The 25,603-nt window shown below is 48.8% G+C and carries 26 protein-coding genes, 1 tRNA gene and 1 riboswitch; of the genes, 26 read left to right on the top strand and 1 reads right to left on the bottom strand.

The genetic code is table 11. The annotated features are described in order from the left end of the window. Nucleotides 1-8: 8 nt before the first annotated feature. The 10 genes from GIW82_RS01020 (at nucleotide 9) to GIW82_RS01065 (ending at nucleotide 13,235) form a co-directional block, all read left to right on the top strand. A complete protein-coding gene (locus tag GIW82_RS01020; protein WP_154748080.1) occupies nucleotides 9-2,369 on the top strand; it encodes an endonuclease MutS2 in 2,361 nt (786 codons plus the stop codon). Between the two features lie 19 nt (nucleotides 2,370-2,388). Next, nucleotides 2,389-2,802 carry a DUF350 domain-containing protein gene (locus GIW82_RS01025; RefSeq protein WP_154748081.1) on the top strand — a complete coding sequence of 138 codons (414 nt, stop codon included), beginning with the start codon at nucleotides 2,389-2,391 and terminating at the stop codon, nucleotides 2,800-2,802. Between the two features lie 763 nt (nucleotides 2,803-3,565). Next, nucleotides 3,566-5,257, top strand: coding sequence for an AMP-binding protein (locus tag GIW82_RS01030; protein ID WP_154748082.1), 1,692 nt, complete (start codon nucleotides 3,566-3,568; stop codon nucleotides 5,255-5,257). Nucleotides 5,258-5,405: 148 nt separating this feature from the next. Further along, entirely contained in the window at nucleotides 5,406-5,987 is a 582-nt protein-coding gene (locus GIW82_RS01035; protein WP_154749539.1) for a fatty acid metabolism transcriptional regulator FadR, read from the top strand. Between the two features lie 15 nt (nucleotides 5,988-6,002). Then, complete coding sequence (locus GIW82_RS01040; protein WP_154748083.1) at nucleotides 6,003-6,776, top strand: enoyl-CoA hydratase; 774 nt, start codon at nucleotides 6,003-6,005, stop codon at nucleotides 6,774-6,776. 20 nt (nucleotides 6,777-6,796) lie between these two features. After that, nucleotides 6,797-7,570 carry an electron transfer flavoprotein subunit beta/FixA family protein gene (locus GIW82_RS01045; RefSeq protein WP_154748084.1) on the top strand — a complete coding sequence of 258 codons (774 nt, stop codon included), beginning with the start codon at nucleotides 6,797-6,799 and terminating at the stop codon, nucleotides 7,568-7,570. 97 nt (nucleotides 7,571-7,667) lie between these two features. Continuing rightward, on the top strand, nucleotides 7,668-8,633 hold the full coding sequence (locus GIW82_RS01050; RefSeq protein ID WP_154748085.1) for an electron transfer flavoprotein subunit alpha/FixB family protein: 966 nt from the start codon (nucleotides 7,668-7,670) through the stop codon (nucleotides 8,631-8,633). Between the two features lie 632 nt (nucleotides 8,634-9,265). Next, on the top strand, nucleotides 9,266-9,832 hold the full coding sequence (gene trxA, locus GIW82_RS14790; RefSeq protein WP_230309125.1) for a thioredoxin: 567 nt from the start codon (nucleotides 9,266-9,268) through the stop codon (nucleotides 9,830-9,832). A 51-nt stretch (nucleotides 9,833-9,883) separates the two neighbouring features. Continuing rightward, nucleotides 9,884-11,680 (top strand): excinuclease ABC subunit UvrC, encoded by a 1,797-nt coding sequence (gene uvrC / locus GIW82_RS01060; RefSeq protein ID WP_154748087.1) that lies wholly within the window; start codon nucleotides 9,884-9,886, stop codon nucleotides 11,678-11,680. Nucleotides 11,681-11,718: 38 nt separating this feature from the next. Further along, nucleotides 11,719-11,893: riboswitch (Lysine riboswitch) on the top strand. A gap of 130 nt (nucleotides 11,894-12,023) precedes the next feature. Beyond that, nucleotides 12,024-13,235 carry an aspartate kinase gene (locus tag GIW82_RS01065; RefSeq protein ID WP_154748088.1) on the top strand — a complete coding sequence of 404 codons (1,212 nt, stop codon included), beginning with the start codon at nucleotides 12,024-12,026 and terminating at the stop codon, nucleotides 13,233-13,235. Between the two features lie 58 nt (nucleotides 13,236-13,293). On the opposite strand, the gene GIW82_RS01070 is transcribed toward GIW82_RS01065, so the two are convergent. Further along, nucleotides 13,294-13,686, bottom strand: coding sequence for a YslB family protein (locus GIW82_RS01070; RefSeq protein WP_154748089.1), 393 nt, complete (start codon nucleotides 13,684-13,686; stop codon nucleotides 13,294-13,296). A gap of 197 nt (nucleotides 13,687-13,883) precedes the next feature. Here GIW82_RS01070 and GIW82_RS01075 point away from each other — a divergent pair, with 197 nt between their 5' ends. The 16 genes from GIW82_RS01075 (at nucleotide 13,884) to GIW82_RS01145 (ending at nucleotide 25,543) form a co-directional block, all read left to right on the top strand. Further along, the gene (locus tag GIW82_RS01075; protein WP_154748090.1) at nucleotides 13,884-14,495 is read left to right on the top strand and encodes a succinate dehydrogenase cytochrome b558 subunit; all 612 of its coding nucleotides are present in this window, start codon (nucleotides 13,884-13,886) and stop codon (nucleotides 14,493-14,495) included. Between the two features lie 45 nt (nucleotides 14,496-14,540). Beyond that, the gene (gene sdhA / locus GIW82_RS01080; RefSeq protein ID WP_154748091.1) at nucleotides 14,541-16,286 is read left to right on the top strand and encodes a succinate dehydrogenase flavoprotein subunit; all 1,746 of its coding nucleotides are present in this window, start codon (nucleotides 14,541-14,543) and stop codon (nucleotides 16,284-16,286) included. Between the two features lie 20 nt (nucleotides 16,287-16,306). After that, nucleotides 16,307-17,074, top strand: a complete 768-nt coding sequence (sdhB, locus tag GIW82_RS01085) for a succinate dehydrogenase iron-sulfur subunit (RefSeq protein WP_154748092.1) — start codon at nucleotides 16,307-16,309, stop codon at nucleotides 17,072-17,074. A gap of 150 nt (nucleotides 17,075-17,224) precedes the next feature. Next, nucleotides 17,225-17,695, top strand: coding sequence for an acyl-CoA thioesterase (locus GIW82_RS01090; RefSeq protein ID WP_154748093.1), 471 nt, complete (start codon nucleotides 17,225-17,227; stop codon nucleotides 17,693-17,695). A 68-nt stretch (nucleotides 17,696-17,763) separates the two neighbouring features. Then, complete coding sequence (locus GIW82_RS01095) at nucleotides 17,764-18,216, top strand: MarR family winged helix-turn-helix transcriptional regulator (RefSeq protein WP_154748094.1); 453 nt, start codon at nucleotides 17,764-17,766, stop codon at nucleotides 18,214-18,216. Nucleotides 18,217-18,230: 14 nt separating this feature from the next. Further along, nucleotides 18,231-19,037: a glutamate racemase gene (gene racE, locus GIW82_RS01100; RefSeq protein ID WP_154749540.1), complete on the top strand. Its 807-nt coding sequence runs from the start codon at nucleotides 18,231-18,233 to the stop codon at nucleotides 19,035-19,037. 27 nt (nucleotides 19,038-19,064) lie between these two features. Continuing rightward, nucleotides 19,065-19,814 (top strand): ribonuclease PH, encoded by a 750-nt coding sequence (gene rph, locus GIW82_RS01105; protein ID WP_154748095.1) that lies wholly within the window; start codon nucleotides 19,065-19,067, stop codon nucleotides 19,812-19,814. Then, nucleotides 19,811-20,407 (top strand): XTP/dITP diphosphatase, encoded by a 597-nt coding sequence (locus GIW82_RS01110; RefSeq protein ID WP_154748096.1) that lies wholly within the window; start codon nucleotides 19,811-19,813, stop codon nucleotides 20,405-20,407. Before rph ends, GIW82_RS01110 begins: the two co-directional genes overlap by 4 nt. A 134-nt stretch (nucleotides 20,408-20,541) precedes the next feature. Continuing rightward, nucleotides 20,542-20,615 (top strand) — tRNA-Arg (locus GIW82_RS01115). A 39-nt stretch (nucleotides 20,616-20,654) separates the two neighbouring features. Next, nucleotides 20,655-20,822: a hypothetical protein gene (locus tag GIW82_RS14795; RefSeq protein WP_230309126.1), complete on the top strand. Its 168-nt coding sequence runs from the start codon at nucleotides 20,655-20,657 to the stop codon at nucleotides 20,820-20,822. Nucleotides 20,823-20,845: 23 nt separating this feature from the next. Next, a complete protein-coding gene (locus GIW82_RS01120; RefSeq protein ID WP_195913910.1) occupies nucleotides 20,846-21,931 on the top strand; it encodes an S-layer homology domain-containing protein in 1,086 nt (361 codons plus the stop codon). Nucleotides 21,932-22,061: 130 nt separating this feature from the next. Beyond that, entirely contained in the window at nucleotides 22,062-22,574 is a 513-nt protein-coding gene (locus tag GIW82_RS01125) for a pyridoxamine 5'-phosphate oxidase family protein (RefSeq protein ID WP_154748098.1), read from the top strand. A gap of 128 nt (nucleotides 22,575-22,702) precedes the next feature. Further along, nucleotides 22,703-23,002 (top strand): TIGR04104 family putative zinc finger protein, encoded by a 300-nt coding sequence (locus GIW82_RS01130; RefSeq protein WP_154748099.1) that lies wholly within the window; start codon nucleotides 22,703-22,705, stop codon nucleotides 23,000-23,002. Between the two features lie 139 nt (nucleotides 23,003-23,141). Continuing rightward, nucleotides 23,142-23,768, top strand: coding sequence for a TetR/AcrR family transcriptional regulator (locus GIW82_RS01135; RefSeq protein WP_195913911.1), 627 nt, complete (start codon nucleotides 23,142-23,144; stop codon nucleotides 23,766-23,768). Nucleotides 23,769-23,806: 38 nt separating this feature from the next. Then, nucleotides 23,807-24,205: a Spx/MgsR family RNA polymerase-binding regulatory protein gene (locus tag GIW82_RS01140; protein ID WP_154748101.1), complete on the top strand. Its 399-nt coding sequence runs from the start codon at nucleotides 23,807-23,809 to the stop codon at nucleotides 24,203-24,205. Nucleotides 24,206-24,559: 354 nt separating this feature from the next. After that, nucleotides 24,560-25,543, top strand: a complete 984-nt coding sequence (locus GIW82_RS01145; protein WP_154748102.1) for a tetratricopeptide repeat protein — start codon at nucleotides 24,560-24,562, stop codon at nucleotides 25,541-25,543. The last annotated feature ends 60 nt before the right edge of the window (nucleotides 25,544-25,603 follow it).

Raw genomic sequence — 25,603 nt, forward strand, 5'->3', positions numbered from 1 at the left:
GTGTCCGAATGATTGCACAACGCACATTGCGAACACTTGAATTTCATAAAATCCGGGAAGAAATCTCCCGTTTCTGTACATCCGCCCTCGGGAAGGCAAAAGTCGAGGAGCTTGTCCCTTCGACGGACTTCATGGAAGTGGTCCGCTTATTAGAGGAAATGGACGAAGCCGCACAAATGCTGCGGGTGAAAAATAATGTGCCGATGGGCGGGATTTCCGATATCCGACCGCATGCAAGACGTGCTCAGATCGGCGGTGCCTTGAGCCCCGTCGAACTGATGGAAGTGTCTTCGACAATCCGTGCGAGCCGTGTCTTACGCCAATTTATTGAAGAAATGAACGAAGAGGAAGAGCTGACCACCCCGCATTTCCTCGAGAAGAAAGAATTATTGCCGATCTTGACGGCACTTGAGAAAGAAATCAATGCATGTATCGACGATAATGGCGGTGTGTTGGACAGTGCAAGCGCGGCACTCCGGACGATCCGTCAGCAACTGCGCACGCAGGAAAGCCGTGTGCGCGAACGTTTGGAAGGATTGGTCAGAGGCCGTAATGCTGCGAAAATGTTGTCGGACTCGATCATCACCATCCGCAACGACCGTTTCGTCATTCCAGTCAAACAAGAGTACCGGGGCCATTACGGCGGGATTGTCCATGATTCTTCTTCATCAGGCCAAACGCTATTCATCGAGCCGGACTCCGTCGTCCAGCTAAACAACGAAGTCCGCCGGCAGCGCATGCGTGAAAAAGAAGAAATCGACCGGATTCTGCAAGTGCTTTCGGCAGGGGTACAAGAAGTAGCGCACGAATGTTTCGTGCTCGTCGACGTCTTGGCGGATATCGATTTGATCTTAGCGAAAGCGAAATACGGCGCAGCGAACCGCTGTTCGACGCCGACCATGAACGCAGAAGGGCACATCAACTTGAAACGTGCGCGCCATCCACTCATCCCGATCGATGAAGTCGTTCCGAACTCGATTGCATTCGGCGATGAGATCACCGCGATTGTTATCACCGGGCCGAACACCGGCGGGAAGACGGTCACACTTAAGACAGTCGGACTGTCGACGCTGATGGCACAGGCAGGTATCCCAGTGCCCGCACTCGAAGGTTCGGAACTTGCCGTGTTCGACCAGATCTTTGCCGACATCGGAGACGAGCAATCCATCGAGCAAAGCTTGAGTACATTCTCATCTCACATGGTGAACATTGTCGATATCTTAGGGAAGTTCGATGAGCACTCGCTCGTCATTTTCGACGAGCTCGGAGCCGGAACCGATCCGCAGGAAGGAGCGGCACTCGCGATTTCATTGTTGGATGAAGTACATGGCCGCGGCGCACGTGTCCTTGCGACGACGCACTATCCGGAACTGAAAGCATACGGCTTCAACCGTCCGGGCGTGGCGAATGCCAGCGTGGAATTCGACGTCGAGACATTGAGCCCAACATATAAGTTACTGATTGGTGTCCCGGGTCGCAGTAACGCATTCGAAATTTCGAAGCGTCTCGGGTTGCCTGAGCACATCATCAGTCACGCGAAGAGCTTCACAGGCTCCGATAGCCGTGCGGTCGATTCAATGATCGCCTCGCTCGAAGCAAGCCGCAGACAAGCGGAACGAGACGCAGAAACTGCGCAAAAAGAACTGCAAGATGCGGAAGAGTTGAAACAGCGCTTAGCTTCCGAACTCGCGCAGTACGAACAGCAAAAAGACAAGCTGGATGAAAAGGCGAAAGAAAAAGCCCGCAAAATTGTCGACAATGCACGTACGGAAGCAGAACAAGTAATCAAAGAGCTTCGCCAAATGCAGCTCAACCAGGCTGGAAGCGTAAAAGAGCATCAACTGATCGAAGCGAAGAAACGGTTGGAAGGCGCTGCACCGGAAAACCGCGTCTTGCAACGGGCAGCAAAAGCGAAACAAATCGCACCGCTCGCTGCAGGAGACGAAGTGAAAGTCATTTCCTTTGGCCAAAAAGGCACGTTAGTGGAAAAAGTGTCAGACACCGAATGGATCGTCCAAATGGGCATCATCAAGATGAAGCTGCCGGAATCTGACTTGAACTTCGTCAAACCCGAAAAACAAAAAGAGCCACGCACGATGGCAACACTCAAAAACCGGGACAGCCACGTCAAACTGGAACTGGATTTGCGCGGCGAACGATACGAAGATGCCATCATGCGTGTTGAAAAATACATTGATGATGCGTTATTATCGAATTACCATCAAGTTTCGATCATCCATGGCAAAGGAACCGGCGCCTTGCGGCAAGGGGTCCAGCAATATTTGAAAAAACACTCACGTGTCAAAAGCTACCGTTTCGGTGAAGCGGGTGAAGGTGGCTCGGGCGTAACAATCGCTGAGCTGAAGTGAATGTGAAGGGGAATGGAAAATGACAACTAACGGTTTTTGGAGCCACCCACTCGTGGAAACAGCCGGCTACTTCAGCGTAGTCGTGCTATGCCTCGTCGTTTCCATGGTGCTGTTTGAACTCGTGACGAAGTACAACAACTGGGAAGAAATCAAAAAAGGGAACTTAGCCGTCGCGATGGCGACCGGCGGCAAAATTTTCGGCGTCACGAATATTTTCCATTACTCGATCCGGCAGCACAACAGCTTGTTCGAGATGCTCGGATGGGGCCTTTATGGCTTTGTCCTGCTCATCTTCGCATACTTGCTGTTTGAATTCCTGACACCGAAATTCAAAGTCGACGAAGAAATCGAGAACGACAACCGTTCGATCGGCTTCATCTCGTTGACCATTTCGGTCGGACTGTCGTTTGTCATCGGGGCAAGTATTACTTAGGAGCTGGAATGTATGGAAAACCTGATCAAGATTTTGTTTGTCTGCTGCGTACTGTTCGTACTCGTAGGCGTCGTATTTCTATTTCTCATCTGATCTGAAGCAAGGATCGAAGCGAGAGACACCGGGAATGTCCGGTGCCTTTCGCTTTTTTCAATTTGGAAGATCCAAGCGTAGCAGCCATCATCGCATTCTCACAGAAGGTGTCGGGTGGCAGATTGGGATTTAGTTGCGACTCAGGTTTTTCCCACTTGATATAAGTGAGCAGAAGAATAAATGTCTTATCTAGAGCTAGTATGAGTGGTGTTTTCCCATTTGTGCGATTCCATCACATAACAGGAAAAATTACGCCTATTTTTACACTCCTGACGAAAAAAGAGTCTTCCACGCGACGCTCGATCTCACTTCTCAACTCACACCTTCAGAACCACAGCGGCCTACGCAGTGAGCCGCCAAACAATTATGAAACACCATCATCAAAAAGAAACACCAGCTGCCGACTCACACTTCCTCATACACACCCCAGCGAAGTGGCTGGCTCGGACATGGCGGAGTGGTAAGATGAGCGGTCCACAGCTCGGCTTACCGCGGGAGCCATGTCCTTAAGCGGCGAGCGATTACACATGAAATCCTCGTCGCAAACACAAATGCAATGCTTATTTTCAAAAGCTTTATACATTTTTGCATAAAATGTTGAAAGCGCTGTCAAATATCTTTATAATAAAAAGTAGGAATATTCACACGATTCTAAAGGAGGATAAATAGAATGAATGAGAAGCCATGGCTCGAACAGTATCCCCCTGAAATCCCACATTCCTTGAACTATGGGGAGAAAGCCATCCAGGAATATTTGACCGATTCGTATCATGAATGGCCGGATAAGATCGCCATCCATTTCATGGGCAAGGAGCTGACCTACAAGGAATTGTATGAATCCGCCATGAAGATGGGGAATTATTTGCAGACGCTCGGCATCAAGAAGGGCGACCGTGTATCGATCATGCTGCCGAACTGCCCGCAGGCTGTCATTTCCTTTTACGGGATCCTGTATGCAGGTGGCGTCGTTGTCATGACAAATCCGCTATACACAGAGCGGGAGCTTGAATACCAGCTGAAGGATTCTGGCGCAAAGGCGATCATTTCGATGGATATTTTGTATCCGCGCATCACTAAAATTTCCGCGAATACAGACGTCGAGAATGTCATCATCACCGGAATCAAGGAATACTTGCCATTTCCCGCGAACAAGCTCTATCCGTTCATTCAGAAGAAGCAATACGGCATCACCGTAAAAGTTGAGCACCGCGGAATGAATCACCTGTTTCCGGAAATCATGAAGGTGACAGAGCCGAAAATCGATGCACCGCCGTTCGACTTCAACGAAGACTTGGCACTGCTCCAATACACAGGAGGTACGACAGGCTCACCGAAAGGCGTAATGCTGACGCATAAGAACTTGATTGCGAATGCCTCGATGTGTGAAAGCTGGCTGTATAAGAACAAACCTGGACAAGAGGCATCACTCGGCATCATTCCACTTTTCCATGTGTATGGTTTGACGACGGTCCTCATTTTTTCTGTCATGCAAGGAAATCGGATGATCCTTATGCCGAAATTCGATCCTGAAAAAACGTTGAAGACCATCCAAAAGCAAAAGCCGACGCTGTTCCCGGGTGCGCCGACCTTGTATATCGGCTTAATGAATCATCCTGATATTCAAAAATACGACCTTTCATCGATCGAGACCTGCCTCAGCGGTTCCGCGCCACTGCCTACAGAGGTACAAGAAAAATTCGAGGAAATGACCGGCGGGAAAGTGGTCGAAGGCTATGGTTTGACCGAGACGAGTCCGGTGACGCATTCTGGCCTGATCTGGGGTGAACGTGTGAAAGGCTCAGTTGGTCTTCCTTATCCGGACACAGACTGTAAAATATTCCGGCCGGGAACGACCGAAGAAGTGCCGATTGGAGAAATCGGGGAAATCGCCATCCAAGGCCCGCAAGTGATGCAAGGTTATTGGCAAAACCCTGAAGCGACTGCAGCAACACTCGTCGATGGTTGGTTGCTGACTGGAGACCTTGGACATATGGACGAGCGCGGAAATTTCTTCATCGTCGACCGTAAGAAAGATATGATTATTGCAGGTGGATTCAATATTTATCCGAGAGAAGTTGAAGAAGTCCTATATGAACACGATGCGATCCAAGAATGTGTCGTTGCTGGTGTACCGGACCCTTACCGAGGAGAAACAGTAAAAGCCTACATCGTTTTGAAAGAAGATCACCACGTGACAGAAGAAGAGTTGGATAAGTTCTGTCGAGAGAATATGGCATCGTTCAAGATTCCACGTATTTACGAATTCCGTGATGAATTACCGAAGACTGCAGTAGGGAAAATCTTGCGTCGTTCTCTCGTAGAGGAAGAAAAAGCGAAACAAGACGAAGCGGTTCCATCGTAAAATCGTTGCTGTACAACGATTCGTAAGAACGATAAGATAGAAGAACTAACAGGAGTTATGCTTGACACAATATTCAATACACTTTAATATGAAAATGTGAATGAATCGCCATTCATATTTTCATATTTTTTTATGGGTGGTGAGGAAACTGAAGAAGGATAAGCCGAAATATAAACAAATCGTGGATGCGGCCGTCATTGTCATTGCAGAGAACGGCTATCATCAAGCGCAAGTCTCGAAGATCGCGAAGCAAGCGGGAGTCGCGGACGGAACAATTTACTTGTATTTCAAGAACAAAGAGGACATCCTCATTTCCGTTTTCCAGGAAAAGATGAGCATATTTGTGGACTATTTGGAATCGGTGCTGAAGGAAGACCGGCCAGCTTCCGACAAGCTTGGCTTGATGATCGAGAACCATTTTACCATTTTGGCGAACGACAAACATTTGTCGATCGTCACTCAATTGGAGCTCCGACAATCAAGCCATCAGCTGCGTATGAAGATCAATGGTGTCTTGAAAGGGTACTTGATCTTGCTCGACGATATTTTGCGGGACGGGATTGAGAACGGAGAATTCGATAAGGAAATGGATATTCGTTTAGCTCGGCAGATGGTTTTTGGTACAATGGATGAGACCATCACCACTTGGGTGATGAATGACCATAAATATGACTTGGTCAGTCTTGCGCCGAGAGTTCATCATTTGTTGATGAAAGGGATGCGGGCTTAAGAGAGGAGCAGGAAGATGGAATTTATTTCATGGAAGAAAGAAGACGGCGTTGCAATCGCGACGATCAATCGTCCACCAGCGAACGCACTATCACGTGGCTTGATCATGGAAGTGAACGAACTTCTGGATGCAGTCGAAAACGACAGCGACGTGCGGGCCATCGTTCTTCACGGAGAAGGCAGGTTTTTCTCTGCTGGAGCGGACATCAAGGAATTCACACAAATCACGACAGGCGAAGAATTTTCGGAATTGGCAGCAAGCGGGCAAGAAATCTTTGAACGTGTCGAAACGTTCCAAAAGCCTGTCATTGCAGCGATTCACGGAGCGGCTCTCGGAGGCGGTCTGGAGCTTGCGATGAGCTGTCACATGCGCTTTGTCACTGAAAATGCTAAACTTGGATTGCCGGAACTTCAATTAGGTTTGATTCCTGGCTTTGCGGGTACACAGCGACTTCCACGTTACGTCGGTGTCGCGAAGGCTGCAGAAATGCTGTTGACGAGCGATCCGATCAGCGGGAAAGAAGCAGTGGAATTCGGATTGGCGAACCGTGCTTATGCGGAAGAAGAGCTACTTTCGCAAACGCTTGCAATTGCGAAGAAGATTGCGAAAAAGAGCCCGATCTCAGTGAAAGCTGCAATCGATATGCTCCAGTTCGCGAAAAACGCATCTTACTACGATGGCGTCAAAGCGGAAGCGGACTCATTCGGTACGGTATTTGTCTCTGAAGACGCAAAAGAAGGTATTCAAGCATTTTTGGAAAAACGGGAAGCACACTTTAAAGGGAAATAATATTCGGGAGGTTTACGTTCATGAACATTTATGTATTGGTTAAACGTACGTTCGACACAGAAGAAAAGCTTGTCATTTCCGGTGGTAGCATTCAGGAGGACGGCGCAGAATTCATCATCAACCCATACGATGAATATGCAATTGAAGAAGCAATCACAGTCCGCGACGCTCACGGCGGCGAAGTGACAGTCGTAACAATTGGTGGCGAAGAAGCAGAAAAGCAGCTTCGCACGGCACTTGCAATGGGTGCTGACAAAGCAGTCCTGATCAACACAGAAGATGATCTTGATGAAATGGACCATTCAGCAGCGGCATACATACTGGCTGAATACCTGAAAGATAAAGATGCAGACTTGATTCTTGGTGGTAACGTAGCAATCGACGGCGGCTCTGGCCAAGTCGGACCACGTGTTGCAGACTTACTGGACATCAACTACATCACGACAATCACAAGCTTGGAAATCGACGGCGACACAGTGAAAATCGTACGCGACGTCGAAGGGGATGCTGAAGAGCTTGAGACTTCACTTCCACTACTGGTAACAGCTCAGCAAGGCTTGAACGAGCCACGTTATCCGTCTCTTCCAGGAATCATGAAAGCGAAGAAAAAACCGCTTGAAGAACTGGAATTGGACGACTTGGACATCGAAGAAGACGATTGCGAGCCGAAGATCGAGACAGTCGAAATCTTCATGCCACCTGCTAAAGCTGCAGGCCGCGTACTGGAAGGCGACATCAAAGACCAAGTTACGGAATTGGTCGGGTTGCTGCGTTCAGAAGCGAAAGTCATTTAATCTAACGAAAAGCGGAAGCTGCCGTTCGAATTTAAACGGACGCTGGACGATACACAATCGGTACAATCTTTACATCTTACTTAGGGGGTAACAGACCATGTCGAAAAAAGTACTAGTATTAGGCGAAGCGCGCGAAGGAGCTTTGCGTAACGTTTCCTTCGAAGCGATTGCAGCTGCGAAGAAAATCTCAGGTGGCGGCGAAGTCGTCAGCGTATTGGTCGGGGACGAAGTAGGCTCATATACGCAAGAATTAATCAACTACGGAGCGGACCGCGTCTTGACAGTCGAGCATCCGCACTTGAAAACATACACTTCTGACGGTTATGGACAAGCGTTCATGGCAGTCGTGGAACAAGAAAACCCGGAAGCGATCGTCTTCGGACACACGGCAATCGGGAAAGACTTGGCTCCAAAAATCGCTTCTAAATTGCAGAGCGGACTTGTTTCAGACGTAACGGATATCGAAGGCGAAGGCGACGACGCAGTATTCGTACGCCCGATCTATTCCGGTAAAGCGTTCGAAAAAGTGAAAATCAAAGAAGGCATCACGTTCGTGACAGTTCGCCCGAACAACATCGCACCTCTTGCAAAAGAAGAGCGTTCCGGCGACGTTTCAGCAGTGACTGCAGACATCAAGAATTTGCGCACAATCATCAAAGAAGTTGTTCGCAAATCTTCTGAAGGTGTCGATCTTTCGGAAGCGAAAGTTGTCATCGCTGGTGGACGCGGCGTGAAGAGCGAAGAAGGATTCCAACCACTTCAAGAATTGGCAGACCTTCTTGGCGGAGCAGTCGGAGCATCCCGCGGAGCTTGTGACGCGGACTACTGTGACTACTCACTTCAAATCGGCCAAACTGGTAAAGTGGTAACACCGGACCTTTATATCGCTGCAGGTATTTCGGGCGCAATCCAGCACCTTGCTGGGATGTCCAACTCGAAAGTCATCGTTGCGATCAACAAAGATCCAGAAGCGAACATCTTCAAAGTTGCTGACTACGGTATCGTAGGCGACTTGTTCGAAGTTATCCCAATGCTGACAGAAGAATTCAAAAAAGTAATGTAAGATGATACAGCCCGTCGCAGCCGGTTCTCCTGGCTGTGACGGGTTTTTTATTTTGGGGGAGGATGGTTGGCAGGCGGAAATTATGGCTAGTGCGGATGAAAATGCGGCTAATGCGGAATAAAATCGAGTTACTGCGGATGAAACGACTGCTAATGCGGATTAAAATCCGGCTAGTGCGGATGAAAAGCGAATTAGTGCGGAATAAGACAGGCAGCCGTGTCCGGAGCGTGCCTCTTTTCCACTAGCTCATTTCCCCGCCAAGGGGCATAGCGAAGCGTGCCCCCGAACAACCTCCACGACACCGAATACAGAACACATCAAAATGCCACTCTCCAACAATTCACCCCATCTCCAGCGCCGAAGCGTGAGGACTGGGCGGAGGAAGAAGACAAGTGATCTTCTTGGCTTCTTCCGGGAGCCATGTCCTGAGCGACAAGCGGTCGACCTGCACGACACCCACATCTTCTTCCACTAACTCAATTCAACGCCGAGGGGCATAGCGAAGCGTGGCCCCCGAACAACCTACGCGACACCGAATACAGAACACATCAAAATTCCACTCTCCAACAATTCACCCCATCTCCAGCGCCGAAGCGTGAGGACTGGGCGGAGGAAGAAGACAAGCGATCTTCTTGGCTTCTTCCAGGAGCCATGTCCTGAGCGACAAGCGGCCGTCCTGCACGACACCTACGTCTTCTTCCCAATGTCATGTCCCGAGCGCTAAGCAGCCACTTCACCACTCTCCACTTCCACCCACGCCAGTTTACAAGCCCCGACCCCCGGGTAAACTACTGACAGGCAGAAAAATAGCAGCCGAAAAACGTGCATGCTATAATCGGTACAGAACACGTAATCACTATCACCTTGAAGGAGGAATTTATAAAATGGCAATTGTACATGGAACAGATCAGAACTTCAAACAAGAAATCGCGGAAGGCCTTGTATTGGTCGACTTTTGGGCAACTTGGTGTGGACCTTGTAAAATGATCGCACCGGTTCTAGAGGAATTGGATGCTGAGATGAGCGACAAAGTGAAAATCGTAAAAGTGGATGTTGATGAGAACCAAGGAACAGCATCTGACTACGGTATCATGTCCATCCCAACACTTCTTTTGATGAAAGATGGCGAAACAGTTGATAAAGTTGTCGGTTTCCGTCCGAAAGAAGCTCTTGCGGAATTGGTGAACCAGCACGCATAATTCTAAACCGGGCCCAGTCGATGGTGCCTGGTTTTTTAATAGGGTGAGAGTATGGCAAAAGAGATGATCCAACATAAGCTCGCGGTCTTGCCGGACCAGCCGGGCTGTTATTTGATGAAAGATCGGCAAAACACCATCATTTACGTCGGCAAGGCGAAGGTGTTAAAGAACCGTGTGCGTTCCTATTTCACCGGAAGCCACGACGCGAAGACGCAGCGCCTTGTCAACGAAATCGAGGACTTCGAATACATCGTCACGAGTTCCGACAAGGAAGCGTTGATCCTTGAGCTGAACTTGATCAAGAAGTATGATCCGAAATACAACATCATGTTGAAAGACGATAAGACATACCCATATTTGAAAATTACGGGCGAACGCCATCCGAAGCTGATCATCACGCGCCAAGTGAAAAAAGACAAAGGCAAATACTTCGGACCTTATCCGAATGCGTATGCGGCGAGTGAAACAAAGAAATTGCTCGATCGGCTTTATCCGCTCCGCAAATGTCATACGATGCCTGATCGCGTCTGCTTGTATTATCACCTCGGGCAATGCTTGGCACCTTGTGTCAAAACGGTCGAGAAGGAAACATACCAGGAAATGATCGATGGCATCACGAAATTCCTGAATGGCGGCTTCCGTGAAGTGAAAGCGCAGCTTGTCGAGAGGATGTCCGAAGCGGCGGAGAACCTCGAGTTCGAGCGCGCCAAGGAATACCGGGACCAGATCACGCACATCGAAGCCGTGATGGAAAAGCAGAAGATGGCGATGAACGATTTCACGAACCGCGATGTCTTCGGCTATGCGGTGGACAAAGGCTGGATGTGTGTCCAAGTGTTTTTTGTCCGACAAGGCAAGCTGATCGAACGGGATGTATCATTGTTCCCGCTTTACCGGGATCCACAAGAGGAGTTCATGACGTTCCTCGGCCAGTTTTATGAAAAAACACATCACGTCAAACCGAACGAAGTGCTCCTCCCGGAAGGTGTCGACAGCGAGCTGGTGAAAGATTGGCTCGGCATCCGTACGCTCGTCCCACAGCGTGGCAAGAAGAAGGATTTGGTCGCACTCGCTAAGAAAAACGCAGAAATTGCGATACGCGAGAAATTCTCGTTGCTTGAGCGGCAGGAAGAACGGACGATCGGTGCGTGCGAACAGCTTGGCGAAGCGATGAACATCGCGACACCACTGCGCATCGAAGCGTTCGACAACTCTCACATCCAAGGGGCCGACGCGGTTTCCGCCATGGTCACATTCCTGGACGGCAAGCCGTCAAAGAAAGATTACCGTAAGTACAAGACGCGCAATGCCTCGAAGCCGGATGACTACGCGGCGATGCGGGAAGTGATCCGCCGCCGTTATTCACGTGTGTTGAAAGATGATTTGCCGCTGCCGGATTTGATCTTGATCGACGGCGGTAAAGGGCAGATCGAATCCGCACGTGAAGTGGTCGAAGATGAGCTTGGCCTGGACATCCCGATTGCAGGCCTCGCCAAAAACGACAAGCACCAGACAGCGACGCTTCTATACGGAACGCCACCTGAACCGGTGCCACTCAAACGGACAAGTGAAGGCTTCTATTTGTTGCAGCGTATCCAAGACGAAGTGCACCGTTTCGTCATTACCTTCCACCGACAGTTGAGAGGCAAGAATTCCTTCATCTCGGCGCTGGATGGCATCGAAGGAATCGGACCAAAGCGCAAACAGCAACTATTGAAGCATTTTGGCTCCGTCAAAAAAATCAAGGTCGCGACACAAGAAGAATTGCGCGAAGCAGGACTGCCGGAAAAACTGGCAGCAATCCTTTTTGCACACTTTGCAGAAGAACCATTGCAAAGTAGCGAGTGACATGCTATTGTGAAAACATAATTAAATCACTTTTAAAAAGTGGTGATAGAGGAGCGAACGTCATCAGTATTTGTCCGGAGATGTGCAACATCTGCGAAGGGCAAGGAAAGGGGCGGTCGCCGAAGTGTATGTGACATTGCAATCACATGTGCTGGTTCTGCATTTAAGAAATGCAGGGCTGTCAGAGGAAATCTCTGGAGGGCTATCTCACATGGACGTTTTTTCGGACATGAGGAAGAGGTAGTTTGCTGCTTGCAGCGGGCTGCCTCTTTTTTCTGTTCAAGCAAAAGTTTCAGTTTTGCCGTTCGTGTCTGAAGCTACAAACATATCGGGAGTGGAGAGCATGACAACGGTAGTGATGAAGTTCGGCGGCACATCTGTCGCTACACCAGAAAAGATCATCGAAGTCGCAAAACGCGCTATTGCGGAGAAAGAGAAAGGGAATCGTGTCGTCATCGTCGTGTCGGCGATGGGGAAGACGACGGATACGCTATTGGAACTGGCAGCGGAAATTTCACCGGAGCCGCCGAAACGCGAGATGGATATGCTGCTCGCTACGGGAGAGCAAGTGACGATTTCACTTCTTGCAATGGCGTTCCGCTCGCTCGGCGAGAAGGCGCTGTCGTTCACAGGCTGGCAAGCAGGAATCGAAACAGAAGCAGTCCCACGCAATGCGCGCATCGAACAAATCCACACGGAGCGTTTGGAGCAGGCGCTTTCCGAAGGGTTCTGCTGTGTCGTGGCAGGTTTTCAAGGAGTCGACGCGACCGGCAACATCACGACGCTCGGCCGTGGAAGTTCGGACACGACGGCAGTCGCGCTTGCCGCAGCACTTGGCGCCGCAAAGTGTGAAATTTTCACGGATGTCGATGGTGTATACACGGCGGATCCGCGCTACATCCAAGGGGCGAGGAAGCTCCAGCAGATTTCGTACGACGAGATGCTCGAGCTGGCAAATCTAGGGGCAGGAGTCTTACATCCGCGTGCCGTCGAGTTCGCAAAGAACAATCAAACGCCGCTATGGGTCCGTCCGAGCTTTTCGGATGCGCCTGGAACGGTCATTCAGGAGATGATTACTGTGGAGAAGAATTTGATCGTCAGAGGTGTTGCATGCGAAAAAGGAATTGCGCGCGTGTCGGTCCGTTATGAGAAACCATTCAATGGCTCGCTCGCACGAATTTTCACTGCGCTGGCAGAAGAAGGAATCGACGTCGACATCATCGTCCAAAGCATCAGTCAAGAAACGCCACCGTCCGTGTCATTTTCCATCAAGGAAGATCAGGCGATGCAAGTGTACCGTGTGCTCGATCAACAGCAAGCGGAGATCGGCTTCACGGCACGCGATGTGGAAAAGGGCCTGGCGAAAGTGTCGATCGTCGGCTCCGGCATGATTTCGAACCCGGGTGTCGCCGCAAAAATGTTCGATATTCTCCGGATGGAAGACATTCCGGTCCATATGGTCAGCACGTCCGAGATCAAAGTGTCGGTCGTTGTGCCTGAAGGGAAGATGACCGATGCAGCAAATGCGCTGCACGCGGGATTCGGACTGATTTGAATGTAAATACAAAGAGCCGACCACATCATCACGATGCGGCCGGCATTCTTTTTAGGATTTACACTCTTTCTTTACTGTCAGATTTCAACGTAATCCACACCTGGCTTTTCTTCGCCTGGACTTCGACGTATGCTTCTGTGAGGACTCCGTCAATCGCTTGTTTTTGCTGGGCGAGGAAGCCGGCTTCGAGTGTGAAGCAGCGGCCTTCCGTCTTCGGTGCGCTCAGAACGTAGATTGTTTCGCTTTTCTTCATCTTCTCCACGGACAGTTCGCCGAAGTGGGCGCGCTGGAAAAATGCTGGCGCTTCGTCCATCAGTTCGAGTGGATGCTTGCGGGCGAGTGATTTACCCGCCCAGTAAAGGATGTCGTGCGTGTGTTCGCCGAGGATCTCGCCGAGCACATCTTCGCGGATCAAATCATACGAGAAAGTTTCGGTTTCTGTGACAGACATATGCGACCTGCTTTCATAAGAATTAATATTATTTTGGAATCGTAATAAAAAGCGTCATGTTGCCTTGACGCTCCCAAAGGGGGGGAGTACAATAAATATGTCTTATTATTGTATCATGATGATAGGTTCAGTCAACGGATGCTTGCAGAGATGCAGGCATTATTGATGCCTACTAAAACAGATAGGGGGGTAAAATTTTGAATACGAATCGTGAATTTTTGATGCGCAGACTCCATTCTTTACTCGGAATCATTCCGATCGGGCTATTTTTGACCCAGCACTTGATTGTTAACCATTTTGCTACACAGGGTGTAGAGGAGTTTAACAGAGCAGCAGATTTCATGGCAAATCTACCTTTTGTCATTTTCCTTGAAATCTTCGTGATTTACTTGCCGATCTTATACCATGCGCTGTATGGCTTATACATAGCTTTCACAGCGAAAAACAATCCGGGCCATTATAGCTATTTGCGTAACATCTTGTTCGTGCTTCAGCGTTACACTGGGGTTTTCCTCGTAGTGTTCATCGCATGGCACGTTTTCGAAACACGCTTCCAAGTAGCAATCGGTGCGGATGAAGCAGACTTCAACATGATGGCCGAGATCTTGTCGAACCCATTCATGCTTGTTTTCTACATCGTCGGTGTGTTGACAGCGACTTTCCACTTGGCGAACGGCCTATGGTCATTCCTAGTCACGTGGGGAATCACACAGTCGGCAAAGTCTCAACGATATACAACTTATTTCACACTTCTAGTATTTATCGTACTTTCAGTGATCGGTATCAGAGCATTGCTTGCATTCGTGTAAGCGTGCAGGCAGCAAGCGTGAATTAAAAGAGGAGTGAATAGCGAAATGGCGAAAGGCAATATGATTATCGTCGGAGGCGGACTCGCAGGCTTAATGGCAGCGATCAAGGGCGCCGAATCAGGCGTTCCCGTCGATTTATTTTCAATCGTTCCAGTGAAACGTTCCCACTCTGTGTGTGCGCAAGGCGGGATCAACGGAGCGGTTAATACAAAAGGTGAAGGGGATTCCCCTGCAATTCACTTGGATGACACTGTTTACGGCGGTGACTTCCTAGCGAACCAAAAACCGGTTAAAGCAATGACAGACGCTGCTCCGGGAATCATCAACCTTCTTGACCGGATGGGCGTCATGTTCAACCGTACACCTGAAGGATTGCTTGACTTCCGCCGGTTCGGTGGAACAATGCACCACAGAACGGCATTCGCTGGCGCAACAACTGGTCAGCAACTTCTGTATGCACTTGACGAGCAAGTACGCCGTCAGGAAGCGAACGGCCTCGTCACGAAATACGAAGGCTGGGAATTCCTTGGCCTCGTACTGGACGACAACGGTGTCGCAAGAGGGATCACAGCACAGAACTTGACGACAATGGAAATCCGCGCATTCCGCGGTGACGCTGTCATCATGGCTACTGGTGGACCGGGGATCATCTTCGGTAAATCGACAAACTCGATTATCAACACCGGTTCTGCTGCTTCGATCGTTTATCAGCAAGGTGCATACTATGCGAACGGTGAGTTCATCCAAATCCACCCGACAGCGATTCCAGGGGACGACAAGCTGCGTCTCATGTCTGAATCAGCGCGTGGGGAAGGCGGACGTATCTGGACGTACAAAGACGGCAAACCTTGGTATTTCCTTGAAGAGAAATATCCGAAGTACGGAAACCTTGTACCACGTGATATCGCGACACGTGAAATTTTCGATGTGTGTGTCAACCAGAAGCTTGGCATCAATGGGGAGAACATGGTCTACCTTGACCTTTCCCACAAAGATCCGAAAGAATTGGACATCAAACTCGGTGGCATCATTGAGATTTATGAAAAATTCACTGGGGACGACCCACGTAAAGTACCGATGAAGATCTTCCCGGCAGTTCACTATTCAATGGGTGGCCTATGGGTCGACGATCATCAAATGACAAGCATCCCTGGCGTACTTGCTGCAGGTGAGTGTGATTATTCACAGCACGGCGCGAACCGTCTTGGAGCGAACTCATTGCTTTCAGCGATCTTCGGCGGAATGGTTGCAGGACCATACGCGAAAGAATATATCAATGGCCTTGATGTGTTGGCAGAAGATCTTCCTTCAGACATCTTCGACCGCGCTGTCGCGGAAGAAGAGCGGAAATGGGAAGAGATCCTTGCGCTTAACGGTACGGAAAATGCGTACGTTCTTCACAAAGAGCTTGGTGAGTGGATGACAGACAACGTAACAGTTGTCCGTTATAACGACCGCCTTCAGAAGACGGATGAGAAGATCCAGGAATTGCTGCGCCGCTACGAAGATATCAACATCATCGACACGCAGCGTTGGAGCAACCAAGGAGCTATGTTCACACGTCAACTGAAAAATATGCTACATTTAGCACGGGTAATCACTATCGGTGCACTGAAACGTAACGAAAGCCGTGGGGCTCACTATAAACCGGATTTCCCAGAACGTAACGACGAAGAATTCTTGAAGACAACAATGGCGAAATTCAATGGCTATGATGAACCGATCTTCCACTACGAAGAAGTCGACACATCGTTGGTTGAACCACGCAAACGTGATTATACTTCAAACTAAGAGGAAGGAGCTAACACGCAATGGCCGAAGCAGCAAAAACGGTTACTCTAAAAGTAGAACGCCGGAATTCCACTGACGAAACGTCATATTGGGAAGAGTTCGAACTTCCTTACCGCCCGAATATGAACGTGATTTCCGCTTTGATGGAAATCCGTCGGAACCCAGTCAATAAAGAAGGTAAAAAAACGACGCCGATCACTTGGGACATGAACTGTCTTGAGGAAGTTTGTGGCGCTTGTTCAATGGTCATCAACGGCAAAGCACGCCAGTCTTGTACGGCACTTGTCGACCAATTGGAACAGCCGATCACACTTCAACCGATGAAAACATTCCCTGTTGTCCGCGATTTGATCGTAGATCGCAGCCGCATGTTCGATTCGTTGAAGAAAGTGAAAGCTTGGATCCCGGTCGATGGCACGTACGAATTGGGCGAAGGCCCACGTATGCCAGAACGCAAACGCCAATGGGCTTACGAGCTTTCCAAATGTATGACTTGTGGTGTATGTCTTGAAGCATGCCCGAACGTCAACGACAAATCCGATTTCATCGGTCCAGCTCCGCTTTCACAAGTTCGCTTGATGAACGCACACCCGACTGGCTCAATGAACCGTGATGAGCGTCTGAACGCAATCATGGGCGAAGGCGGACTTGCCAGCTGTGGTAACTCACAGAACTGTGTAGAGTCTTGCCCGAAAGGCATTCCATTGACAACATCGATCGCAGCATTGAACCGTGAAACAACAGTTCAAATGTTCCGCAACTTCTTCGGAAGCGATCACGCAGTTTAATTACATCTGATGAGTGGCACTGCCATCGTCAGCCGGGCCGCCTTAGCGAAAACGATCCGTTTTCGTCGAGGCGGCTCTTTTCATTGCAAAAAAGCAATTTCGGGTCAGGTTTGCTATACTAAAAACAAAGGGCTTAAGAGGAGGATATTCATGAGACAAAATTATATTGACGACTGGGAACGCTGGCAAGAGGAATTCAGTTTTTCTATTCCTGTGCACGTCCGTTTTTCGGACACGGATATGAACGGCCACTTGAGCAACACGGTGGCAGCGGTTTACTTTGAATATGCACGCATCGAATTCATCAAGCACCTCGGTGTCGGTGGAGATTGGTTATCCACAGACAGTGATGTCATGGCGGTAATCGCAGATCTGCAAGTCGACTTCATGCGTCAAGTGTACTTCGACGAGCAATTGACGATTCATGTGAAAGTCGAATCGATCGGTAAGTCTTCAGCAGATGTCCACTATTTGGCGGTCAATGAAAAAGGTGAAGCATGCTTGACCGCAAGAAGTGCGCTCGTGCAAGCATCGAAGTCGACAGGGAGATCCGTCGCATGGTCTGAGAAAGAACGCAGCTTACTTGGCCACGGGACATTCGAGAAGGCGAATACCCGGTAAGTACTTGTTAGCTAAGTGCAAAAACGGCACTATTAGAAGTAGAAGACTACGGAGAAGGAGTTGGCTGCATGGAAGAGCAGATGAATACAGGAAGCCACGACCCGAAGCACGTGGCGTTCATGGAGAAGGAATTGCGTTATGTTTCCGGTATCATCAAACAAAAAGGCCGGGAAATTCTCAACGATTACCGCATCACACCGCCGCAATTCGTCGCCTTGCAGTGGCTATTCGAGCACGGGGAAATGACGATCGGTGAACTATCGAACAAAATGTATCTGGCATTCAGCACGACGACGGACCTCGTCGACCGAATGGAGAAGAACAAGCTGGTGGTACGCGTCCGCGAGGAACAGGATCGCCGTGTCGTCCGCATCAAGCTGCTTCAAGAAGGCGAACGGATCATCGAAGAAGTGATTATCAAGCGCCAAGACTACTTGAACAATGTCCTGTCCAATTTCTCGAGTGAGGAAGTTGTACAATTTTCGGACCTGATGGAAAAATTACATACGAATATGAAGTGAGCGGGGCGATGGCAATGAATGCGCCAATCGGTGTGATCGATTCCGGAGTGGGTGGCTTGACCGTCGCGAAGGCGATCATGGAACTGCTACCGGAAGAACAAATTTACTATATCGGCGACAACGCCCGCTGCCCGTACGGCCCAAGACCGCTGAAGCAAGTCCGCGTCTACACGTGGCAAATGGCGGAAGCACTCGTCGAGAAGAATATCAAGCTGCTCGTCATCGCCTGCAATACGGCGACGGCTGCGGCGCTCGACTTCTTGCAGCGTCAACTTCCGATCCCGGTGATCGGCGTCATCTCGCCGGGTGCACGTGCTGCCGTCAATGCATCCGCGACGAATGAGATTGCGGTGCTTGGTACGCTCGGCACGGTGAAGAGTGGTGCATATGAACAGGCGATCAAGTCGCTCGTGTCGTCCGCACATGTTGTGCAATTGGCCTGTCCCCGTTTTGTACCACTCGTGGAAAGTGGTGAGTACAAAGGAGACTTCGCGAAGCGTCTTGTTGAAGAGACACTTAGTCAACTTGAGACGAAGTCATTTGATACGGCAATTCTCGGCTGTACACACTATCCGCTGCTGCAAGGGTTCATCGAAGAAGCACTCGGGCCGAATGTGCACGTATTATCTTCCGCTGAAGAGACGGCGAAGGAAGTGCAGGAGCGTTTGACGTTCAAGAGGAATTTGGCGGAACGGAAGAACAGACCGGAACACCGCTTCTATACAACGGGATCGACTGTCATATTCAAAGAAATTATCCAGGAATGGCTCGGAATCGAACAACCATTGATCGAGCCAATTCGATTTCAGGAGGAATTATGAACAGTGTGAATCAGATGGAGGAATTCGATGGAAAGATTTGATGGAAGAAAGATTGATGAAATGCGTCCGGTCCAATTGGATACGGAATATTTGATTCACCCGGAAGGTTCGGTATTGATTACAGTGGGGAACACAAAAGTGATTTGTACCGCGACAATCGAAGACCGTGTACCTCCGTTTTTGCGTGGACAGAATAAAGGCTGGGTGACAGCTGAGTATTCAATGCTGCCACGTGCAACGAACAGCCGCAACCAGCGTGAAGCGTCACGCGGGAAAATCGGCGGAAGAACAATGGAGATTCAGCGGCTGATCGGACGTGCACTTCGTTCTGTCGTAGATCTTGAGAAGCTCGGCGAACGAACACTTTGGATTGACTGTGACGTTATCCAAGCGGACGGCGGGACACGTACTGCATCGATTACAGGCGCTTTCGTCGCAATGGCGATGGCTGTCGGTAAACTGGATCTGCCAGTATTCCCGATCACCGATTATTTGGCAGCAGTAAGTGTCGGCAAGACGGCTGAGCAGGGAGTCGTGCTCGACTTGAACTATGTGGAGGATTCTGCAGCAGATGTCGATATGAACCTTGTCATGACGGGTGCTGGACACTTCGTCGAATTGCAAGGAACGGGTGAGGAAGCGGTCTTCACACGTGCTGAGCTGAACGACTTGCTGGACCTTGGAGAAATCGGCGTGCGCCGTCTCTTCGAACTACAGCGTGATGCGCTAGGCGATTTGGCACTTCGAATCGGCGAAGAAGGGAATTCGAATCTATGAAGCAGATTATCATCGCAACACAGAACAAAGGAAAAGCGAAAGATTTTGAAGCACTTTTCGGACCACTTGGTTATGAGATCTTGACGCTCCAAGATATCGACAAGGAGCTGGATATCGAAGAAACGGGTGTGACATTCGAGGAAAATGCCATCCTGAAGGCGGAAGGCGTTGCACAGATTCTAGGGAAGCCGGTCATTGCAGATGACAGCGGACTTGAGATCGACGCACTCGGTGGTGAGCCTGGAGTCTATTCAGCGCGCTATGCAGGCGGCGAGAAGAGCGACGAAGCGAATATCGATAAAGTCCTCGAGAAACTGGCTGGCATCCCGTCAGCGCAGCGTACAGCTCGTTTTCGCTGTGTGCTGGCTGTTGCAATGCCGGGAATGGAGACAAAAACATTTTCGGGTTCTTGCGAAGGGATGATCCTTGATGCGCGCAAGGGTACGAACGGCTTCGGGTACGATCCGATTTTCTTCGTGCCGCGCATGGACCGCGCAATGGCGGAGCTGGCTCCAGAAGAAAAAGGGGCGATTTCCCACCGCGGGAATGCACTCCGTGAACTGCAGCAAAACATGCCGGAAGCCCTCGCGTAAATTCAATAGATAATTTTTTTGAAATAGCATTGACTTTTACCGGAATGATTTCTATAATTAAAATTGTCTTTCTGAGACGAAACGCACACGCGACCGAGCTTTCGGGAGCATGCGCAAGTCGATAAGAAAGCCTTGTCTCAGTAGCTCAGCTGGATAGAGCAACGCCCTTCTAAGGCGTCGGTCGCAGGTTCGAATCCTGCCTGGGACGTACAAAGAAATGAACGGAAACAGAGAAATCCCGCAAACGATGAAAAACATCGTTTGCGGGATTTTTTATTTATTGAGTGCTGGGAAAAGGAACGCACTTGACGTGTTTTCTTTCAGGGCAGAAAGGCAATGCCATAAAAAGATTCAGACGATAAGAAAAATATGGAAATCTGCTTATCAAACAGCTTATACTAAGGCTATCGACTAATTATTCTGAAGGAGAAGAAAATGATGAAAAAACCTTTTAAGCTTGTGGCAGGATTGCTATTGCTATCCTCCGTACCGCCGGCTGCTGTTTTGGCAGAAGCACCGGATCTTGAAAATGAAAAGAAATTGGAAATGCTTTCAACGAGCGCTGCTGAATTGCCGCCGCTGGATTTAGAGGAAGGTTATACGGATTTCACGGATGCGATGGGGACGCGTTATGCGCACGCTGTCTGGTTTATGGTGACAAACGGGTTTGCACAAGGGAAGACGCCGACGTATTTCGGTGTGCATGAGCCGATTACACGAGTGGATGCAGCGGTGATTTTAGAGAACTATGCTCCTCTTTTTGATGTTTCTTCAAAAGAGTCTCCATTCACCGATGTTCCAGAACGGGCTCAAAAAGCAGTAAATACATTGTATTGGTACGGCATCGTTAATGGTAAGAGTCATACGCGGTTTGACTCCTATTCGAATATTACACGCGGTGAAGCTGCCATTATGTTGTATATAGCACACGAAACGGATCTTCAGGATGTTGAATTGGACGAAGCGGCGGCTTTTTCAGATGTTTCAGCCCGTTACCGCCATTCTGTAAAAGTCCTTACTGCTGCAGGAATCATTAAAGGAAAGAGTGATGGAAGATTTGGGACGAATGAGCTTTTGACGAGAGGGCAATTGGCTTTGATTCTCGAACGGATCTCAGAATTTAATGCACAGCTCGGTGAAAAGGATAGTGCGGATTATCCGATCGAAGATCAAGGCATATCAATTTCAACGGATAAAGCATCATATGATCTATCAGTTGACCGATATTTTATGATAATCCTAGAAAATAAAGCGGATTACGCATTCAGTCATCATCCGAAATTCACGATGCAAAAGAAGGTGGATGGAGAATGGCATGAAGTTCCTTATCTTGGCGAGCTAGTTTATAATACTGGTTTTGGCTGGGTGGGACCGAACGAGAAGTATGAAGAACCTCAAGGTTTGGATAGGATGAGTTTTAGAGCTCCTCTGAAGAGTGGTGATTACCGGATTGTTCAGACTCTTTTCTCTTCTGAGGCTGAAATAATCGTTAAGATAGCTGCGCAATTCGAGATTGTAGAATAAGCGGGTTCCGGATTTCTCTTCCAAGTTGAAAGAGTCAAAGGGATTTAAGAATACTTCTTCCGATTCCGGGTAAACAGATAGGGAGTGCAATTGCACAATCCCAGAATCATATCCGAAAGGAAGAGATCTAATGGCTAACACACAACCGAACAAACACGAATCAATCGAATTGATCAAAGACTTGATCGGCGATATCGAGACGGCGATGCTGACGACCCATGCAGGGGAGCGGCTCGTGTCGCGTCCGATGCAGACGCAGGATATCGAATTTGACGGGGATCTTTGGTTCTTGACGGAAAAGGACACGGAAAAATACCTTGAAATTTTGGCGAATCCGGAAGTCAATGTGGCATACGTCGGGAAATCATATGTGTCGGTGAGCGGAACAGCACAGCCGATCGAAGACTTGGAGAAGAAAAAGAAATTATGGAACAAAGCATATGAAAAAATGCTGAACACGACATACGATGATCCGAACGTCATTTTGCTGAAAATCGATACGCACAGCGCCGAGTATTGGGAAACCGGGAACACGACGAAAGCGGTCAAATCGTTCCTTAAGAATATTGTCGGCAACGAAAGTGCGGACAATGGATCGAGCGACATGAACGACACCGTCGATCTTGACAATCCAGCACGCTGAATCACTTCAAAATGAATCGGATGGACCGTGGTTGCCGAAATTAAACTCGGCATCTGCGGTCTTTTATCTTGCCATTAAGAAACTATTCAGTCATTCATCCGTATAATGGACTAACGGAGGTGGTAAAAATGCCGGTATGCGAAAACTGTCAATATGAATGGACTTGGAAACAGTCGATGAGAAGCATGGCAACGCTTGGACATGGCTATGAATGCCAGAACTGTTCCGCAAAACAATTTCCCACAAAACGAGCACGGACGCGTCATTTCCTAGTCACGATGCTGATTCCTCTATTCCTTATGTTCCAAGTATTCACCGATTTCTCGCCAGCCATCGTTATGGCAGCAACACTCGTTCTTGGACTGATTCTCATTTTGATCATTCCATTTTATACTGAGGTCCAAAATGAAGACGAACCGCTCTGGTAAAACTCCCTTTAGCCAACTGCGGCTGGAGGACTATTTTTTGTCGAAAAAGTGAATACAGTGAAAATAAATGAACGAAAAACATGAACTCGGGTTCATGTTATTTACCGAATCGTGTTATTCTATAATCAGAGGTGAGAATATGGCTAGCACCGGACACGAAATGCTTTGCGGCCAGTTTCCTGCGGTACCGAAACAGAAACGTTCACAGGAAAAGCGCCAAGCATTGCTTAAAAGTGGCCAGATTTTGTTCAGTGAAAAAGGGTATGAACATACGACTGCGAAGGAAATTGCCGCCCACGCCCATGTGGCGATCGGGACCTTTTACCGCTATTTCTCCGATAAACGGCAACTGCTCATGGTCTTGATCGAAAACAAACTGTCGATCATGATGCTGCCGGACTTTGAATGGGAGAAAGGCGAATTGGAACAACTGCTCGTGAACCGTTTGGAACGACATTACGGCAACGAGTCGTTCAAAGGGTTCCAGACATTGTTGCCGGAACTTGCGCACAGCGACCCGGAATTCGCCGAGCTGCTGGGGCAAGCGAAAGCCCGGATGCATTCGAATATGCTCCAATTTTTACGCAATTTGAAAACAGAAGCACGGGTATGGCCCGATCTGGATATCGAAATGATGGCTTTTGGCCTGTCAGCATTGCTCGAACGTTTTCATCAGTCGAAGCTTGCGGGAGATGATATCGAGTACCGGGAATTTGCAAAACTTTTTTGCCGAATGATTTTCCCTCCGAATGATAAGGCCAAGTGAGTATTTTAGAAATACAAATCGAAAGGACAAGTGATTTGATGAAAAAATTGTACACTTCGACCAGTTCATCCTCCTGTCGGAAAGCCATGGCCTGGCTGGACGCTTACGACATTCCATACGTAGAAAAAAATATCTCCAACTCTCCGATCACCGTAGAAGAAATCCAGGATATCCTTTCATTGACAAACGATGGCACGGAAGAAATTCTATCAACCAAAGCCAGTGCAAGAAAAAACCTCAACATCGATTTGGAAGCGGTCTCGCTGAACCAATTTTACGAAATCGTCCAAAGCAATCCCGCAATCCTGCGTTTACCGATCATTCACGATGACAAACGTCTGCAAGTCGGGTACAACGACGACGAAATCCGCCAATTCCTCCCACGCTGGCTTCGTGCGAGCGAATACAAGAAGCTTCTGAACCTTGGTGGGATTTGAATTTTTTTACACAAATATTTATGGAGGAAATCCCTCTTTCCACTACATGAAAATGGCAGAGGGAAAGATATGGAGTAAAAAAGCGGAGACTCTGGTGGAAGCAGCAAACGAGTCGGCCAGCCGATTCATTTGCATAGAGTGTCGAAACCATCCAGGCTCAAGTAGTGAGGATAGGTCAGCTCGGTGCGAGCCTACTAGACGCGGAGCTTTTTTATGCAGTACCTTACAAACCCGAATAATCGCACTTAACCGCTCTCCATCAACCCAGGCGAACGGTTTTTTTCTATCTATAGGACAAGACGTATTTTCGCCATTAAATGTCTATGGTATGATGACAAGTAATGGGGTGGTTGAATGGGGAAGAAGCACAGACAATTGAAGAAGAAAGGCAATTTGATCGTATTCCCGAATACATTGGAGCGGCTCTTGGCTGAGGGGATGCAATTACTGAAAGAAGGGCACTACAGGGAAGCCGAGAATGCGTTCAGACAAGTGCTGGACTTTGAACCGGAAGATGCTGCGGCACTCGGGGCGTACGCCTACAGTTTATTCGAGCTGGAAGATTACGAAGCCGCGCTCGAAGCGTGCGAACAACTTTTGAAAGTCGGTCCGATCCGCTATTTGGAGACGATGGAGCTATACATAAGCATCTTAATGCAACTTAGACGATACAACGAAGCTGAAATGACCATCCAGGCATTGATCGGCGAAGATATTTTACCGCGGGAGCGGCTGGAGCAGTTTGAACAGCTCCGCGCCTTGAACGAACGTATCGTAGAACAGACGCCTTCCAATATCGATCTAACACCGTTCAAACCGGAAACGTTCATCAAACTTCCGCCTGCCGAGCAGGAAAGTCTGATTCTGGACTTGCCGTCATCCGCATATGCAGCGGCCAAAACAGAACTGCTTGCGATCGCAGGACATCCCGAGGCGGATATGCTTACGAAAACATACATATTATTCATGCTGCACCAAGAAGAAGTATCTGCCGAAGTGGAAATCCGTAAATTCCATTACACGGGAATCGTCAACACGCTGGACTTGCCGGATCCAGTCCATAATGACCGTCTGCGTGAGATCCGCAAATTGTTTGCGGACAAGCTGGAAAAAGATCCGTCCCGGCTGGATATCGTGCTGGAGCTGTTCGACCGGCACGTATACCTCATCTACCCGTTCCTGTTCGAAGAATTTAGCACTGATGAGATCGCATATGCATATGTTAATTTCGTGGAGCAATTGTTCTCGGAAGATGTAGGAGAAGCGCCGTCTGACAGTCTGGAAGATTTCATTGCAAAAGCTGAACGATGGTTTGAAGCGCGAAACAATCTGAAATAGTTGAACCTCATGACACATGTGATATAATATGGGAGTTGTCAAAATCGGTTCAGAATCAAT

This window comes from Planomicrobium sp. YIM 101495 (assembly GCF_009707665.1).
Lineage (GTDB): Bacteria > Bacillota > Bacilli > Bacillales_A > Planococcaceae > Planococcus.